The organism is Evansella vedderi (genome assembly GCF_030813435.1).
GTDB classification, from domain to species: domain Bacteria; phylum Bacillota; class Bacilli; order Bacillales; family Salisediminibacteriaceae; genus Evansella; species Evansella vedderi.
Genome location: NZ_JAUSUG010000017.1, coordinates 83695 through 98465 on the forward strand (window position 1 = coordinate 83695; position 14771 = coordinate 98465).

19 protein-coding genes and 1 other annotated feature are annotated in these 14771 nt (G+C 38.5%); of the genes, 18 read left to right on the top strand and 1 reads right to left on the bottom strand.

Translation table 11 applies throughout. The features are described from left to right. Nucleotides 1-177: 177 nt before the first annotated feature. From J2S74_RS19185 to J2S74_RS19270, 18 genes are all read left to right on the top strand, one after another. Complete coding sequence (locus J2S74_RS19185; protein WP_307328749.1) at nt 178-1218, top strand: rod shape-determining protein; 1041 nt, start codon at nt 178-180, stop codon at nt 1216-1218. A 13-nt stretch (nt 1219-1231) separates the two neighbouring features. Further along, nucleotides 1232-2152: a rod shape-determining protein MreC gene (gene mreC, locus J2S74_RS19190; protein WP_307328752.1), complete on the top strand. Its 921-nt coding sequence runs from the start codon at nt 1232-1234 to the stop codon at nt 2150-2152. Beyond that, nucleotides 2149-2676 (top strand): rod shape-determining protein MreD, encoded by a 528-nt coding sequence (gene mreD, locus J2S74_RS19195; protein WP_307328754.1) that lies wholly within the window; start codon nt 2149-2151, stop codon nt 2674-2676. Before mreC ends, mreD begins: the two co-directional genes overlap by 4 nt. 86 nt (nt 2677-2762) lie before the next feature. After that, complete coding sequence (gene minC, locus J2S74_RS19200) at nt 2763-3458, top strand: septum site-determining protein MinC (protein WP_307328756.1); 696 nt, start codon at nt 2763-2765, stop codon at nt 3456-3458. 105 nt (nt 3459-3563) lie between these two features. Further along, nucleotides 3564-4361, top strand: coding sequence for a septum site-determining protein MinD (gene minD / locus J2S74_RS19205; protein ID WP_307328758.1), 798 nt, complete (start codon nt 3564-3566; stop codon nt 4359-4361). Nucleotides 4362-4710: 349 nt separating this feature from the next. Then, complete coding sequence (locus J2S74_RS19210) at nt 4711-5220, top strand: DoxX family membrane protein (protein ID WP_307328761.1); 510 nt, start codon at nt 4711-4713, stop codon at nt 5218-5220. Between the two features lie 334 nt (nt 5221-5554). Continuing rightward, entirely contained in the window at nt 5555-6379 is an 825-nt protein-coding gene (locus J2S74_RS19215; RefSeq protein ID WP_307328763.1) for a M23 family metallopeptidase, read from the top strand. Next, a complete protein-coding gene (locus tag J2S74_RS19220; protein WP_307328766.1) occupies nt 6372-7202 on the top strand; it encodes a M50 family metallopeptidase in 831 nt (276 codons plus the stop codon). Before J2S74_RS19215 ends, J2S74_RS19220 begins: the two co-directional genes overlap by 8 nt. A gap of 261 nt (nt 7203-7463) precedes the next feature. Continuing rightward, the gene (locus J2S74_RS19225; protein WP_307328768.1) at nt 7464-8981 is read left to right on the top strand and encodes an Rne/Rng family ribonuclease; all 1518 of its coding nucleotides are present in this window, start codon (nt 7464-7466) and stop codon (nt 8979-8981) included. A gap of 93 nt (nt 8982-9074) precedes the next feature. Then, nucleotides 9075-9157 (top strand) — a sequence feature (ribosomal protein L21 leader region). Between the two features lie 11 nt (nt 9158-9168). Then, nucleotides 9169-9477 carry a 50S ribosomal protein L21 gene (gene rplU / locus J2S74_RS19230; protein WP_307328771.1) on the top strand — a complete coding sequence of 103 codons (309 nt, stop codon included), beginning with the start codon at nt 9169-9171 and terminating at the stop codon, nt 9475-9477. A gap of 9 nt (nt 9478-9486) precedes the next feature. Beyond that, nucleotides 9487-9819, top strand: a complete 333-nt coding sequence (locus J2S74_RS19235) for a ribosomal-processing cysteine protease Prp (RefSeq protein ID WP_307328774.1) — start codon at nt 9487-9489, stop codon at nt 9817-9819. 17 nt (nt 9820-9836) lie between these two features. After that, nucleotides 9837-10130, top strand: a complete 294-nt coding sequence (rpmA, locus tag J2S74_RS19240) for a 50S ribosomal protein L27 (protein ID WP_307328775.1) — start codon at nt 9837-9839, stop codon at nt 10128-10130. A 357-nt stretch (nt 10131-10487) separates the two neighbouring features. After that, nucleotides 10488-11228 (top strand): MBL fold metallo-hydrolase, encoded by a 741-nt coding sequence (locus J2S74_RS19245; protein ID WP_307328777.1) that lies wholly within the window; start codon nt 10488-10490, stop codon nt 11226-11228. A 248-nt stretch (nt 11229-11476) separates the two neighbouring features. Next, the gene (locus tag J2S74_RS19250; RefSeq protein WP_307328780.1) at nt 11477-11890 is read left to right on the top strand and encodes a YisL family protein; all 414 of its coding nucleotides are present in this window, start codon (nt 11477-11479) and stop codon (nt 11888-11890) included. Nucleotides 11891-12407: 517 nt separating this feature from the next. Then, on the top strand, nt 12408-12557 hold the full coding sequence (locus tag J2S74_RS19255) for a YrzI family small protein (protein WP_307328783.1): 150 nt from the start codon (nt 12408-12410) through the stop codon (nt 12555-12557). Nucleotides 12558-12614: 57 nt separating this feature from the next. After that, entirely contained in the window at nt 12615-12755 is a 141-nt protein-coding gene (locus J2S74_RS19260; RefSeq protein ID WP_307328784.1) for a YrzI family small protein, read from the top strand. Nucleotides 12756-13114: 359 nt separating this feature from the next. Next, nucleotides 13115-13495, top strand: a complete 381-nt coding sequence (locus tag J2S74_RS19265; protein ID WP_307328786.1) for an Hsp20 family protein — start codon at nt 13115-13117, stop codon at nt 13493-13495. A gap of 324 nt (nt 13496-13819) precedes the next feature. Beyond that, a complete protein-coding gene (locus J2S74_RS19270) occupies nt 13820-14233 on the top strand; it encodes a YppG family protein (RefSeq protein WP_307328788.1) in 414 nt (137 codons plus the stop codon). Nucleotides 14234-14395: 162 nt separating this feature from the next. Here the strand turns inward: J2S74_RS19270 and J2S74_RS19275 are convergent, their stop codons facing one another. Beyond that, nucleotides 14396-14731, bottom strand: a complete 336-nt coding sequence (locus J2S74_RS19275; protein ID WP_370876039.1) for a hypothetical protein — start codon at nt 14729-14731, stop codon at nt 14396-14398. Between the last annotated feature and the right edge of the window lie 40 nt (nt 14732-14771).

Below are 14771 nucleotides of genomic sequence, written 5' to 3' on the forward strand. Positions count from 1 at the left end.
CGAATTAAACTGGTAAGTTAACATAGGGAAGTGTGACAGACAGTTTACAGACATTTCTGTCACCTTCCATACATAAAGTTTTTGTATATACTTGTATGAAAATGCTACTCTTTCCTAAAAATATTAAGTATAATTAACGAGATGAGTTTTTGTTATAAACGAAGGGAGATTACATAGATGTTCGGTGGTTTTTCTAAAGATTTAGGTATTGACTTAGGTACAGCTAACACACTTGTATATGTGAAAGGGAAGGGCGTTATTTTGAGAGAGCCTTCTGTTGTTGCTATCCGTTCAGATACAGGTGCCATTGAGGCTGTCGGTAATGACGCAAAAAACATGATTGGGCGTACTCCAGGTAATATCGTTGCCATTCGTCCTATGAAGGATGGAGTTATTGCTGATTTTGATACAACTGCTACAATGATGAAATATTTTATTCGTCAGGCATTAAGAAATCGTTCGATTTTTACTCGCAAGCCAAATGTCATGGTTTGTGTTCCATCGGGAATCACTGCCGTGGAAAAAAGAGCCGTTGAAGATGCAACGAAGCAAGCTGGAGCTAAAGAGGCATATACAATTGAAGAGCCGTTTGCAGCAGCCATTGGTGCAGACCTTCCTGTATGGGAACCTACTGGTAGTATGATCGTAGATATCGGAGGAGGTACTACAGAGGTAGCCATTATCTCCTTAGGTGGAATTGTAACAAGTGAATCCGTTCGCGTAGCAGGGGATGAAATGGACGATGCTATTGCTCAATATGTAAAGAAGAAGTATAACCTTATGATTGGTGAGCGTACAGCGGAAGCTATTAAATTTGAGATCGGATCTGCGGGTAAACCAGATTCGATAGATGAAATGGATATTCGTGGACGCGACCTTGTGAGTGGTTTACCTAAAACAATTGCCGTCTCTTCTGAGGAAATTGCTAAAGCATTAGAAGATACAGTTACGGCAATCATTCAATCTGTTAAGGATACATTGGAGCAATCTCCACCTGAATTAGCAGCAGATATTATGGATCGAGGAATCGTTCTTACAGGTGGTGGAGCGTTACTTCGTAATCTTGATAAAGTGTTATCGGATGAAACAAATATGCCGGTTCTTGTTTCCGAGAACCCACTTGATTGTGTAGCAATTGGTACAGGGCGTGCATTAGAGAATTTACATTTATTTAGGTCGAAGGCAGGTATTACTGTAAGATCAAACAGAAAAGGATAAGTAGGTGTCGCAAATGCAGTCATTTTTTTCCAATAAGCGACTAATCATCTTACTTGTGTGTATCATTATACTCGTGGCACTTATTGGCTATTCCATGAGTGAACGGAGATCCCTTTCATGGCCGGAGCAGTTTATTTCCGACAGCGTCGGCCTGGTTCAGTCGGCATTTTCTAGACCCGCTCATTTCGTAGCGGGTTTCTTTGAGAATGTTAATGATATGCGAAACATTTATGAAGAAAATCGAATTTTAAAGTCGCATTTAGATGAATACGCAGTCCTCCAAGTGGAGGTTAATGAATTACGCAGGCAGAATGAAGAATTAAAGGATACGATAGGTGTTAAGGAAAGTCTAAACAATTATACAGTACGATCGGCTCTTGTTATCCACCGCTCCCCGGACCGGTGGAACGAATTTATCGGTATTAATAAGGGGCGGCAGGATGGTATCGAAGTAAATATGGCTGTTATGACTTCGAAGGGACTCATTGGAAAGGTCCGCCAAGTATCAGAATTTACATCCACTGTCCAACTTCTTACAGATCAAGATATATCGAACCGAATATCCGCTTTTGTTGATGGGAATGAAACTATTTATGGTTTTATTGAAGGTGTTGATGAAGAGACAGGATATCTTCAATTTACTATGATTAATATTGATGCAGAAATTAAGGAAGGCCAAAGTGTTGTCACTTCTGGGTTAGGAGGAATCTTCCCAAGTCAACTTCTTATCGGTGAAATAGTTTCCTTTGAGACGGATGAGTTTGGTTTAACACAAACGGCATTTGTCCAGCCGTCCGCGGATTTTCTACGCTTAGATCATGTTCTAGTAATTGAAAGGGGAACGACGACACTGCACCCATCCATTGATCCTGATATGGATGGTGAGGAACCAGACACGGAATCAGATGAAGAGGGAGAGGATTCCGAATCATGACACGTTATTATTTATTCATGGTCCTCTTTGTCCTTTTTATAATAGAAGGTACTACGTTTCAAATCTTCGCCCCAGATCAATACGGAGTAGAATACTTGTTTATTCCTAGATGGGTATTTTTAGTTATTATTTTTGCTGGAATTTTTCGTGGACGGGGTACGGGGACCTTTTACGGAATTACCTTTGGGGTCATGTATGATGTTATTTACACATCCTTACTAGGGATATATACCTTTGGAATGGGTCTCATTGCATACCTGCTCTCCTTATCCATTCCTTTTTTCCAGAAAAACTTAACTGTTGCAGTATTAACAAGTATCTTGGCTATAACAGTACTTGATTACTACGTATACGGAATGATGTATTTACTTGGTCTAACTGTAATAGACCATCATGAATTTTTGACAGTTAGATTTATTCCTAGTTTAATAATGAATATGATTATAATTTCCATCTTTGCTTATCCATTAAGGAAATGGTTTCATTTCTTGAAGCGTAGGATGGAGGAGGAAGAAAAGATTTAGCAGATCCCATGGAACATATTCCAATTTATTTTTTTAAAAGGAATGTGTAATAGCACTTCTACTAGGATTTGAGGTGAGAGGAACAAATGGCTCAAAAACAGATAAAAAAACAAAATGTACTCATTAAAGGAACGAAGGACGGACTTACCTTCTTCCTGAATGATCAATGTTCATTTGATTCTCTCATTACTGAATTGCAAGACAAGCTGTCGGAACGTCCCACGACCTTAGAAAATGAAGGTGGATTCGTTCGTGTTAAGGTTGTTGCTGGAAAAAGGTACTTACACGAGAATCAAGTTGAACTATTGGAAAAAACATTATATGAGTTTATTCAAGGTGTCATTGTGACGATAGAATCGGATGTCATTACAAAGGAAGAAGCAGAGGAAATCCGTAAAAGCTATGAAGTAAATAGATTAGTAAAGGTCGTTCGGTCCGGTCAAGTGGTTGAGGTGGACGGAGACTTGTTGTTGATTGGTGATGTGAATCCAGGGGGGACCGTCAAGGCAACTGGGAATATATTTGTTATGGGTAAGCTCCTTGGCATGGCCCATGCTGGAATTATGGGGAATTCAAATGCGGTTATTTGTGCCGCTTCCATGCTCCCTACTCAATTGAGAATTGGGGAATCTATTCAAGAATGGACAGAGAAAGAGAAGGCATCCATCAGAATAATGGGCTGTGCTTATGTGAACGATACTGGTGACATGTTAATAGGTCGAGTACAGAATTTATTAACTACTCGCCCGGATGTATCCATCTTATTTGAAAATGAAAACTAACAGCAATCTGTTTTTCGTGATAAAATATAGTTAGTCTTTATATTATTTTATTACATATACTATTATGGTAATAGGTTGATAGGTTTGTAGAAAGGGGAGAGTTACTTGGGAGAAGCAATCGTTGTAACATCTGGCAAAGGCGGCGTTGGGAAAACCACCACAACGGCTAATATAGGAACAGCTTTAGCTTTATCTGGAAAAAAAGTATGTTTAGTAGATACGGATATAGGACTTCGCAATTTAGATGTGGTCATGGGATTAGAAAATCGCATAATCTACGATTTGGTAGATGTTGTAGAGGGCCGATGCCGGTTGCATCAAGCACTCGTAACGGATAAACGATTTGATTGTTTAACGCTTCTGCCGGCTGCCCAAACAAAGGATAAGACTGCCGTTGAACCGAAGCAAATGAAAAAACTTATAGGTGAGCTTAAAAAAGATTACGACTACGTATTAATAGATTGTCCTGCAGGAATTGAACAAGGCTTCAAAAATGCAGTGGCAGGTGCGGATAAAGCGATCGTTGTAACAACACCTGAGGTTTCCTCTGTTCGTGATGCGGACCGTATAATTGGCCTCCTAGAACAAGAGGATGTGGAACCACCGAGGCTCGTAGTAAATCGAATTCGTCCACACATGAGTAAAAGCGGTGATTCTATGGATGTGGAAGAAGTAGTTTCCATTCTTTCTATAGAATTATTAGGAATTGTTGTAGATGAGGATGAGGTTATTAGAGCCTCTAATAATGGAGAACCAATCGCCATGAATCCAAAGTATCGTTCTTCCATTGCTTACCGCAATATCGCCCGAAGAATTTGCGGAGAAATGGTACCGTTAATGTCCCTAGAAAATGATAAAGGGATGTTCACGAAAGTGAAGAAATTCTTAGGTATTCGCGGATAGTTAACCAGTAAAGGAAATGTGCATTTGTACATTAACGAACAATAGCAGTGGGGAATACACTAAGTATTACCCCCTTAATTTTATATAATATATTTTTACCTCCGGTGCCACATCACCGGAGGTTTTTTTGGTCACATTTTGGTCACCATTTTGCAACAGAATGTTCGAATTTGTGACATCCTTCACATACTTTTATCATTTATAATTAAGTTGTAGGAGGGAGTTAGTGATCACTCACCAACACCATATAAACAGATGATAAACTTACTAACTAAGATAAACTATTCGGTGGGAAATCACGATCCACATTACGCAATTATAGATTTATAGTTATAAGGAGGAATGTATTATGTTTATGAATTTCTTAAGAAACAACAAAATTGCTGCTGGTTTGTTAACTGTTTTACGATTATACCTCGGCTGGACTTGGATGACTCTAGGGTGGGGGAAAGTAACAGGAGGTTTTAGTGCAGAAGGTTATTTAAACGGTGTAGTTGCAAACGAAGCCGTGATGGAGCAATACCCAACATACCATGCTTTCATTGAGAGTTTTGCCCTACCAAACGCTGGAGTATTTAGCTTCATGGTTGCTTGGGGAGAGTTATTAGTAGGTATAGGGTTACTATTGGGTGTCTTAACAACCGCTGCCGCATTCTTTGGCATTATGATGAATTTCGCATTCATGTTCGCGGGCACGATTTCTTCTAACCCATGGATGGTCCTACTAACAATATTCATTTTAGCAGCAGGCTACAACGCAGGACGTATAGGTGGTGACCGTTGGGTAATTCCTTATCTTCGTACAACAGTCTTAAACAAAATCACATCAAAAATAGAAACAACAAAAGCAGTAGCATAGTTACTAGAAAGGCCCCCCTTTAATAGAACAGCTACAATTTACAAAAGAAACGCTTCCAAACATAAAAAGGAGGCGTTTTTTCTATTTAATACTGTGATTGAAGCGGAAGGTACGAGACTCCTGCGGGAAAAGCAACGGCTTCAGCCCCCGCAGGGACGAGGAGGCTGAAGCGTTGCCCGCGGAAAGCGAGTATCCTGAAGCGAAAATCAACATCAATGTTTAACAGAGTTTTTCCTATTAAAAAAGCTAGTTTTATAAACTCTTCTGCATATCCTGAAGGGACAAGTCATACATATTGTACAAAGACTCTTAGGGAATGAGGAAGGGAACGTTTATGAGAAATCGTGTAGATGAACTTAGAAAAAAAATGGATGCGAAACGTAAAAAAAGAGATCAAACGCGGCAACATCATGTAGTTCGTGAACGTGACCGAGGGTTGGACATGATGCCATTTTCCATGAAGCATGATGAAGAACGGGAGGATACTTTATATTCGTTTGATGATAGACGAGCCCTCCCACAGGAAAAGGGCGAAGCCTATTTCAATAAGGATCGTTTTTTGATGCAAGTATTGGCAAGTATTTGCCTGTTCTTTGCTATTGGGATCTTATTTCAATCTCAGTCCAGCTACTTAGAAGGTGTGAGGGGATATGTCCACCATTCATTCCAGGAAGATTTCCAATTTGGGGCTGTAGCAAATTGGTATGAGGAAGCATTTGGGAGACCTTTAGCCCTCCTCCCTCCAGATATGGATGTTGTTGCTCCAGGTGACCCAACGGAAGAAGACTCAAACGTATATGCCTTACCAGCAACGGGGACGGTACGGGAATCCTTTCAGCAGAATGGCCGGGGGATATATGTGGAAACTGCACTTGAAGAACCGGTACAAGTTATACGGAGTGGGGAAGTTCTATCCATCGAAGAAGATATAGAAGGGGAATGGGGAATAATTATTCGGATTCGTCACTACGACGGAGGAGAAGCATGGTATGGTATGCTCGACAACATTACGGTTGAACTTAACGATCAGGTAAACTCTGGTGATACCATTGGAAGTGTTTCCCCTCATAATGAATTGGACGGGATTGGAGTGTATTATTTCGCCTTAAAAGAAGGGGAGACATTCGTTGACCCTATCGATGTGATCTCCCTTGATTAGCTTACTAAAAAAAATTCATATCCACCCTGTATTTTGGGGGATTTTAGGAATCGGTGGGCTAACTGGTTTATTTAAAGAAATCTTGATGTTATTCTTTATTGTCCTTGTTCATGAATTAGGACACAGTTATATGGCCTATCGATTTCGCTGGCGAATAAAAAAAATAACTCTACTTCCCTTTGGAGGAATGGCGGAAACAGAGGAATATGGGAACAGGCCTGTAAGAGAAGAAATATTAGTTACCATTAACGGTCCTTTACAGCATTTATGGCTTATTGGAGGGAGTTTCTTGCTCCTCCAAACGCCAATTTGGTCAACTGCTGACCATAAAATTTTTATCTTTCATAACCTTACTATTTTACTTTTTAATCTTCTACCAATATTACCTTTAGATGGGGGAAGGCTATTGTTTTCTGCTCATTCATATTTTTTCCCATTTCATAAGGCTTACCATATTACTTATTTTTCTTCAGGAATCTTACTATCTTTGTTAAGCCTTTTTGCACTATCAATCATTCCGTTTCATTTAAATTTAATTGTGGTCATTATGTTTTTATGGCTGCACCATTATTTAGAATGGAAGCAAAGGCATTTTATATTTCTCCGATTTCTAATAGAAAGAAATCGTGAGAAACCAAAGGGGAAGGAAAGTTGGGTGCCCATTTCACCAACTTCTACTGTGGCCGATGCAGCAAAATTAGTTAATAGGCAGCGGTATCATTACTTTACCATTGCAAAGGGAGTTTATATAGATGAGGATAAGGTTCTGGATGCTTTCTTTGATGGGGAAAAGCGTTTACTGCCAATAGGTAAATTAATATAGATAATCGGAAAAAGCGGTATTGTCTACCGCTTTTTCTTAATGAGAAGCTTTTTTCGCATAGGTTGTTGTTTTTTAATTTTCGATCCGTTTCAGGCGGTGACACCAGCGACGAGCGAGGCTTCATGAAACAACTTCGAATGATAAACAATCTCTTAGAAAACAGCATTATTGAATGAGGAAACAAAATATATTAACCTTGTCAAAAGGTAATGTTTCCTTATATAATTATCGCAACATATGTGGAAGATTGGAGCTATTACGGTGCGAAAAGTAATATTAAATATGATTGCAGAAGAAAAACGCGGTGCGGTTTTAGATGGAGAAAAGGTAACGGAGTGGCTCTTTGAACGGGGAGATCAATCTGCTCAATCAGGAAACATTTTTTTAGGGAAAGTAATGGATATTGTTCCTGGGATGGAAGCCGCCTTTGTGGATATTGGTGGAGAAAAAAACGGCTTTTTATATCGGAATGAATTAATTGATGTTCAGCCATACAAAGATAAACAAATGGAAGAGGCCCAGGTTCCTTCCATTAATCAGTTATTAACTAAAGGGCAAACTATTATTGTTCAAGTGGCAAAAGAGGCAGCAGGAACAAAAGGCGCCCGATTAACAGAAGTTTGTTCATTACCAGGGAAATATATTGTGTACCTTCCATTCGGGGATTACGTTGCCGTTTCAAAGAAAATGAGGTCCGAAATGGTTAGGGAAGCGTGGCGAAAAAAAGCAAAATCATGGTTAAATGATAGGGAAGGCGTCATCATTCGAACGGTTGCGGAAGGGATTGATGAAACCCTTATACTAAACGAATTGAATAGGTTGAGAGTTCAATATGAAGAAATATTAAAGAAGTCTAAGGAGGTTGCAAAGCCACCAGTACTTTTATACAATCAATCTTCACTCATTTATCGAGTCCTAAGAGACTATTTTAGTGATGGAAGAACAGAAATAATGGTGGATGTTCGAGAGGATTATGATCGATTGATGGAATGGAGTGGGGAGGATGAGAAGGACAGGGTAAAGCTTTTTCAGGGGAAAGAAGATATTTTTTCTGCTTATGACCTGGAAAAGCAACTGGAAAAGTCTCTCCGTAAAAATGTTTGGTTAAAAAATGGTGGTTTCCTAGTCATTGATAGAACGGAAGCATTAACAGTTATTGATGTGAACACCGGGAAATTTATAGGAAAGGAAAATCTGCAGGACACGGTTGTAAAAACCAATATGGAAGCCGCTCAAACAGTTGCGGAGCAATTAAAGCTGCGGGACATAGGGGGAATTATTTTAATTGACTTTATTGATATGAAAAACCCAAATGACCGTGAGCAAGTACTAACAACATTAAAGAAAGCAGTGGCAAAAGACAGAACCATTACGAATGTGGGAGGCTTTACTAAGTTCGGGTTAGTAGAGATGACTAGAAAGAAGACACGAGTGTCACTAGGTACTCATATTTTCTCCCAATGTACAACATGCAGTGGAACAGGAATGGTACAAAGTCCCCAATCCTCTTTTTCAGCTTTACAAAGGGAGCTTCTTTCCTTTAGACATATAGACTCAGATGCTATGCTAATAGAAGTAACTCCAACGTTATTGGAGGTATTACTAAAGGATAAAAAGGAAAAACTAAACCAATTAGAGAAGCAATTTGGGAAAACTATATATATACTGCCAATTAGGGTGGAGGAAAAGACAACACCCGTAAATCATATCATTCGATTAGTAGGAGATAAGGAAGAAATTAAAGGAATTTGGACAAGACGATCAAGTGAAAAAAGCTAGGTTAAAACTTTATGAAAACTAGTGTAATCCTTATATTGACACTGTCCTAACAAATGTGGTATGATTTCCTTTGTTAGTTGTTTGGGTGGCTCCAAAGAACTATAACCGCACAGATCAGGTTTTCAAGCATGTTTTCTTAGAAAACAGCACCTGTTATGGCGAGTCTGAGTATTAAGGAGGTGCCGTCGTGTACGCTATTATTGAAACTGGTGGTAAACAAGTTAAAGTAACTGAAGGTCAAGAAGTCTTCATCGAGAAATTAGATGCAGCTGAAGGTGACGCAGTTACATTTGACCGTGTAATCTTCGTAGGTGGAGACGAGACTAAGGTTGGAGCTCCATACGTAGAAGGTGCGACTGTTTCTGGTAAAGTAGAAAAGCAAGGTCGAGGTAAGAAATTGATCGTGTATAAATACAAAGCTAAGAAAAACTATCGTCGTAAGCAAGGTCATCGTCAACCATACACAAAAGTTACTATTGAGAAAATCAACGCATAAGGTGTCCTTATGATTAACGTTGTTTTTGAGCGGAACGATGACAATACCATTCATACATTTACGATGGACGGACATGCTGAATTTGGACCTCATGGAAAGGATTTAGTTTGTGCAGGGGCATCTGCAGTTACCTTTGGTGCTGTCAATGCCATTGCAGAAATATGTAATGTTCATTTAGAAGTGGATATGGAAGGTGAAGGAGGAGGCTTTCTCCGCTGTCGTGTTCCTGAAAAACTACAGTCGGACACTTATGAGAAAGTACAATTATTACTAGAAGGATTGTTCTACTCGTTAAAAACGATTGAAGAACAATATGGACAGTTTATACGTATTAATTCGTGATACAGGGGGTGAAGACCATGTTTTTAAAATTGGACCTTCAATTTTTCGCAAGTAAAAAAGGAGTAGGTTCCACAAAGAACGGTCGTGACTCTATCGCTAAGCGCTTAGGCACAAAGCGTGGAGACGGACAAGAAGTTACTGGTGGATCTATCCTAGTTCGTCAACGTGGAACTAAAATTTACCCAGGTGTTAACGTGGGTAAAGGTGGAGACGACACTTTGTTTGCGAAAGTAGACGGAGTAGTTAAATTTGAGCGTGTTGGACGTGATCGCAAGCAAGTTAGCGTGTACCCAGCAGCACAAGAAGCGTAAGACTTATTATTAAATCCTAAGCTATCAACATAGCTTAGGATTTTTTAATTGCGGGACCGGGTCCCGCACAATTTTGTGAACTTTACGTTATAAAGGCTTCGTGTTATCTTCATACTATACTTTAGGAAAAGCTTTAATTATAAGGCTGTTTTCACAAACTTTGTTGCATTATTAAAAAAGCTTGGAGAAGAGAAAGGTGGGGGCTGAAGCGTTGCCAGCGGAAGCCAGGATGACGACATTACGCCGTTACCCACAAGCGGGACCTGAGAGACTTCCCCGAGTAGTTTGCGACGAGTAATCGCAGGAGCAATTTGTGCGAAAAGAGCCAATTTATAAAGTTGGAAAGGATGAAGCGGGATGAAGATAACAGTAATAGGTAGTTGGGGGGCTTATCCTGGGCCTGGTGAAGCAACCTCTGCATACTTGTTAGAAGAGGGAGAAACGAAAATATTATTAGATTGCGGTAGTGGCGTAGTTTCCTTGCTTCAAAAGGATCATGACTTGGCAAGTATTGATGCTGTTGTACTTTCCCATTATCACCATGACCATATTGCCGATATTGGTATTTTACAGTATAGCCGAGTAGTAGATATGAATCTGGATCGTACGGACCAACCATTACATATATATGCCCATCAAGATGATGAACAAGCCTTTCAACAGCTAGGGAAGAAACCTTATGCAGAGGCATTTGCTTATAATGATGAAGAACCATTAATAATAGGACCTTTTACATTTTCGTTTCATAAGACAACACATCCAGCTCCCTGTTATGGAATGAAAGTACAATCTCCAGATGATAAATTAATTGTCTATACAGCGGATACCACTTACGATGAAACATTCATACCTTTTTTACAAAATGCAGACCTTCTAATTTCAGAATGTAGTTTTTATGAAAAGCAAGATGCTGCTCCATATGGCCACATGAATAGTAAGGAGGCTGCAACTCTAGCAGAAAAGGGACAGGTTAAACAGCTTATATTATCCCATCTCCCACACTTTGGGACCCATGAACAACTAGTTAAGGAAGCAGCTGGATATTATACAGGCTGTATCCACTTAGCTAAAGTAGGACTTACCGTCACATTAAACTAAATTTAAGAAACAATAGTGAGAAAGGGATAACGGAGCACATATCGCAAATGGTCTTTATCTCTCGTTTTATTTTAGAGAATTGCATATTATTGTATAGACTTAATAATTCGAAGAAAAAGATTCACTGCTATCTGTAGAGGCTTTTTCTTTTCTATAAAAAGTTTAGTAGAAATCTTTTATGGTTAAAATGAATAGGGACTTGGAGGCAAAATGTTTTACTAGTGTAAAATGAATTAGGTATACTAGCTATGATAACAACAAAGGAGGAAGCTTACGTGTTACAGTACTATTCAGGAATATTACATACCCATGCCTTGTTATGGTTACTAGCAATTGTTTTGTTTTTCTTGATCGTTATTTTTCTTAATAAAGGTAAGGGGAAAATAGCGAAGATTTTACAAATGGTATTGCGTTTATTTTATGTTTTGTTGCTTGTTACAGGTGTTATTCTCATCTACATTAATGATTTTGAGCTCCGTACAGGTTTCCATTGGGAATCATATGTAAAGGGTGCCCTTGCTTTCTGGTTGATTTACGTTATGGAAATGATTTCAACTAGAATGTCTAAAGGAACCTTAGATAACCGTGGTAAATTAACCTACTGGGTACAATTCGTTGTAGCGTTCATTCTAGTGTTATTCTTTGGCTATGTCATGACTTGATGAAGAAATGTTAATTACTCTCCTTTAGGAGGGTAATTTTTTTACTTGTGACAAAAATATAGCTATAAAAATTAAAAAAAGGAAAAATTTATAAAAAACCATTTACTTTTTGATTACTTAGGAGTAGTATAATTATTGGAAGAAGAAATGAAAATTTTGGAAAGGAGGCATTTAAAGATGATTAAAGGAATTTTAAAGACTTTACAATTAAATAATAATCTAGCCTCCGCCAATGGGCTATTGTAATTTGTGTGTCCTTTTATAATAGCAATATTACTTTACTTGCGCAGGTTAGACAAAACCTGTGTATTTTTATGTGGAATTTAAGTTGCTTTCATTAGCACCAGTATGTCCTAACACAGGTTTACTAAGACCTGTGTTTTTTTGTGTGAAAAAAATAGGCTGTTTTCGAAAAAAGTGTTGCTTTTTAAAAAGCTTGGAGAAGCGGAAGGCGGCGACTCCAGCGTTACGAAAACAACAAAAAAATAAAAAGTTTCTTTAAAGGAGGTGATAAACCATGGTCATCCAGCTGCTATTTTTAACAGTCACAATTGAAAAAAGAAAAATGTCAGAAAAAGAGCTTAAGCGTGAACAATTGTTCCAAGCTTGTCAAGAGCAACAAAGGGAAATTTGGAATAAATTCACTGAGAACTCAAGGGGGTTTTAAATAATTACCTGATTATAAGATATCATTTAATTTTCTTCCAAAAAGGTGGTGATAAGTATGATGTTTCATTTATTTTTCTTAACTATAACGATTACCAAACGTAAATTGACTGAACAAGACATTCGCCGGGAAGAAGCGCATAAATATTATGCACAACGTCAGATGGAAAGCCATCGCAAACATGCAACTCATATATAAAAGCTCTACTCATAAAGATTAACTTTAACAGAAAGGGAGATGATGATAATGATTTTAATTCCAATATTTTATTTAGTTAGACTACCAGAAGGGAAAGGGTTTGTTTAGCTGTTTTAATTTCGAGAAAAAGGTAAGAAAATAAAGGACTAAATAGAAGTGGGTGATTTTAAAGGTATGCTCTTATCCTTTTTGATCACTCACTTTTTCTTTGTAATTTATAAAAACTAACTTGTCATCTACGCAAGTGTCTAGTCAAGATAATGAATTCATACATAGACTGTTTATGTCAAACAAGACAGAAGTCTAGTTTTTCATGTTATGAAAAACAAATAATTTATTTTAAGTAAGGAGAGAGGTAAATGGTAAATCGTAATCAACCGATGGGTTTATTTAATTTTCCCTTTTTTGGTCCTGCACCAGAGCCACCAGTCCGTCTAGATGTACGTCAAACGGAAACGGAACTAATTATTGAAGCCACTTTTCCTGAGTTTGAAAAGGAACATATTAAAGTGGAACTTGTTCGCAGCGGTGTATTAATAGTAGCGGAAAAGCCTGTAGAGAGAGGAGAAGGTGAAGAGGAAACTTCTAAAACTGTTCAGACAACAAGGATTGAAAGGTTTGTTCCAGTACACTTTCCATTTGGAGAAGAGGATATAACAGCAACCTTCAGCGAAGATAATGTACTAAAAGTTGTCATTACAAAAAACGATGCACACAGAAAGTTTATTCCAATTAAATAATGAATAAACGCAGTCATTTTAAAAGACTGACAAAGAACGGAAGACACTTCCCCTTTGTCAGTTTTTTTATATTTTTTAAAAGGCTTGATTTTATAGATAGAAGAAGTGAAAGGCGGCGACTCCACGTTACCCGCGGAGAACCAGGACGGTGACATTACGCCTATAACGGATTCGAGAGATAATCTTATAATTAGAACATGTTTTCATGCTTAGATAAAAACCTTTTAAAATTATTAATCAAGATGCCCTTTCAATTTCTCTAAATAAACATAGTCTAATATATATGGCTAATTATGTCTTAGATTTAGTAAGGAGGGATGATTGATGTTTAGACATGATGGTAGCTCCCCACAGCAACAACAAAGGGATCCTTTTTCAAATATGATGTTTGGACCGCCACGTCCACCAATGAACGAACGCCCGAATCCATTTTTCCAGCAGCCTCCAAGACCGAATCAGATGCATCAACAACATGGGCAATTTCAACAGCCTTATCAAGGACAGCAGCAAGTACATCCGTTTCAGGGAATTCAGAATCAACCAGGAGCTCCGATGCAGGGGATGCCTCCAGGAAAAGGACAAAAAGGTGCACAATTTATGAAGCACTTTCAAAAGGAAGATGGAAGTCTTGACCTTATGAAAATAGGAAACAGTGTACAACAAGTATATGGAATTTATGGTCAAGTAACTCCACTTGTAAAACAGCTTTCTCCACTTTTGTCCTTTTTTAAGAAATAATTAATATATCAAAAAAGCTGCCCGATGGGCAGCTTTTTTGAATACATCTCTACAATAAATAAAGAAATCGTTCCACTGAATAACTGTAGAGATATTCAGAAAGAACGATTTCGTCATCAGTACCAGCTTTTTTACTTGTTTTATTGGTAAACAACCATAGGTTTACCAGAAAAATGCTGAACCAAGGGCAAACCCACCAATTCCTGCTAGAGCGACAGGGAAGAAGTGTGGATTTCGGCCAATGAACCCTCCATGGCCATAGTCTGGTCCGTATCCAGGGTGGTGATGGTATCCGTGTGCGTGATGATGTCCGTGTCCAGGGTGGCCATGATATCCGTGATATCCGTAACCAAACCCATGGCCGCTTCCGGCACGCTCCATCCAAACATTCTTCTGATCAACATGTGCAATTCGCCCCACATGTACCTTTCCACATCTTTCTGTAATACGAACTACTTGACCTTTATGTTGACAACATAGGTCATAATAACTCATAATTTTTTCCCTCCCTTCATGGGATTCTTTTAACATTGTATTA

Bases quoted from the DNA above. Each gene is read 5' to 3' on its own strand.
- J2S74_RS19270 (WP_307328788.1), top strand. From the start codon at position 13,820: ATGTTTAGACATGATGGTAGCTCCCCACAGCAACAACAAAGGGATCCT.
- rpmA (WP_307328775.1), top strand. From the start codon at position 9,837: ATGTTTTTAAAATTGGACCTTCAATTTTTCGCAAGTAAAAAAGGAGTA.
- J2S74_RS19210 (WP_307328761.1), top strand. From the start codon at position 4,711: ATGTTTATGAATTTCTTAAGAAACAACAAAATTGCTGCTGGTTTGTTA.
- J2S74_RS19245 (WP_307328777.1), top strand. From the start codon at position 10,488: ATGAAGATAACAGTAATAGGTAGTTGGGGGGCTTATCCTGGGCCTGGT.
- mreD (WP_307328754.1), top strand. From the start codon at position 2,149: ATGACACGTTATTATTTATTCATGGTCCTCTTTGTCCTTTTTATAATA.
- J2S74_RS19260 (WP_307328784.1), top strand. From the start codon at position 12,615: ATGATGTTTCATTTATTTTTCTTAACTATAACGATTACCAAACGTAAA.
- J2S74_RS19185 (WP_307328749.1), top strand. From the start codon at position 178: ATGTTCGGTGGTTTTTCTAAAGATTTAGGTATTGACTTAGGTACAGCT.
- J2S74_RS19265 (WP_307328786.1), top strand. From the start codon at position 13,115: ATGGTAAATCGTAATCAACCGATGGGTTTATTTAATTTTCCCTTTTTT.
- minC (WP_307328756.1), top strand. From the start codon at position 2,763: ATGGCTCAAAAACAGATAAAAAAACAAAATGTACTCATTAAAGGAACG.
- J2S74_RS19250 (WP_307328780.1), top strand. From the start codon at position 11,477: ATGATAACAACAAAGGAGGAAGCTTACGTGTTACAGTACTATTCAGGA.
- J2S74_RS19235 (WP_307328774.1), top strand. From the start codon at position 9,487: ATGATTAACGTTGTTTTTGAGCGGAACGATGACAATACCATTCATACA.
- mreC (WP_307328752.1), top strand. From the start codon at position 1,232: ATGCAGTCATTTTTTTCCAATAAGCGACTAATCATCTTACTTGTGTGT.
- J2S74_RS19215 (WP_307328763.1), top strand. From the start codon at position 5,555: ATGAGAAATCGTGTAGATGAACTTAGAAAAAAAATGGATGCGAAACGT.
- J2S74_RS19255 (WP_307328783.1), top strand. From the start codon at position 12,408: ATGGTCATCCAGCTGCTATTTTTAACAGTCACAATTGAAAAAAGAAAA.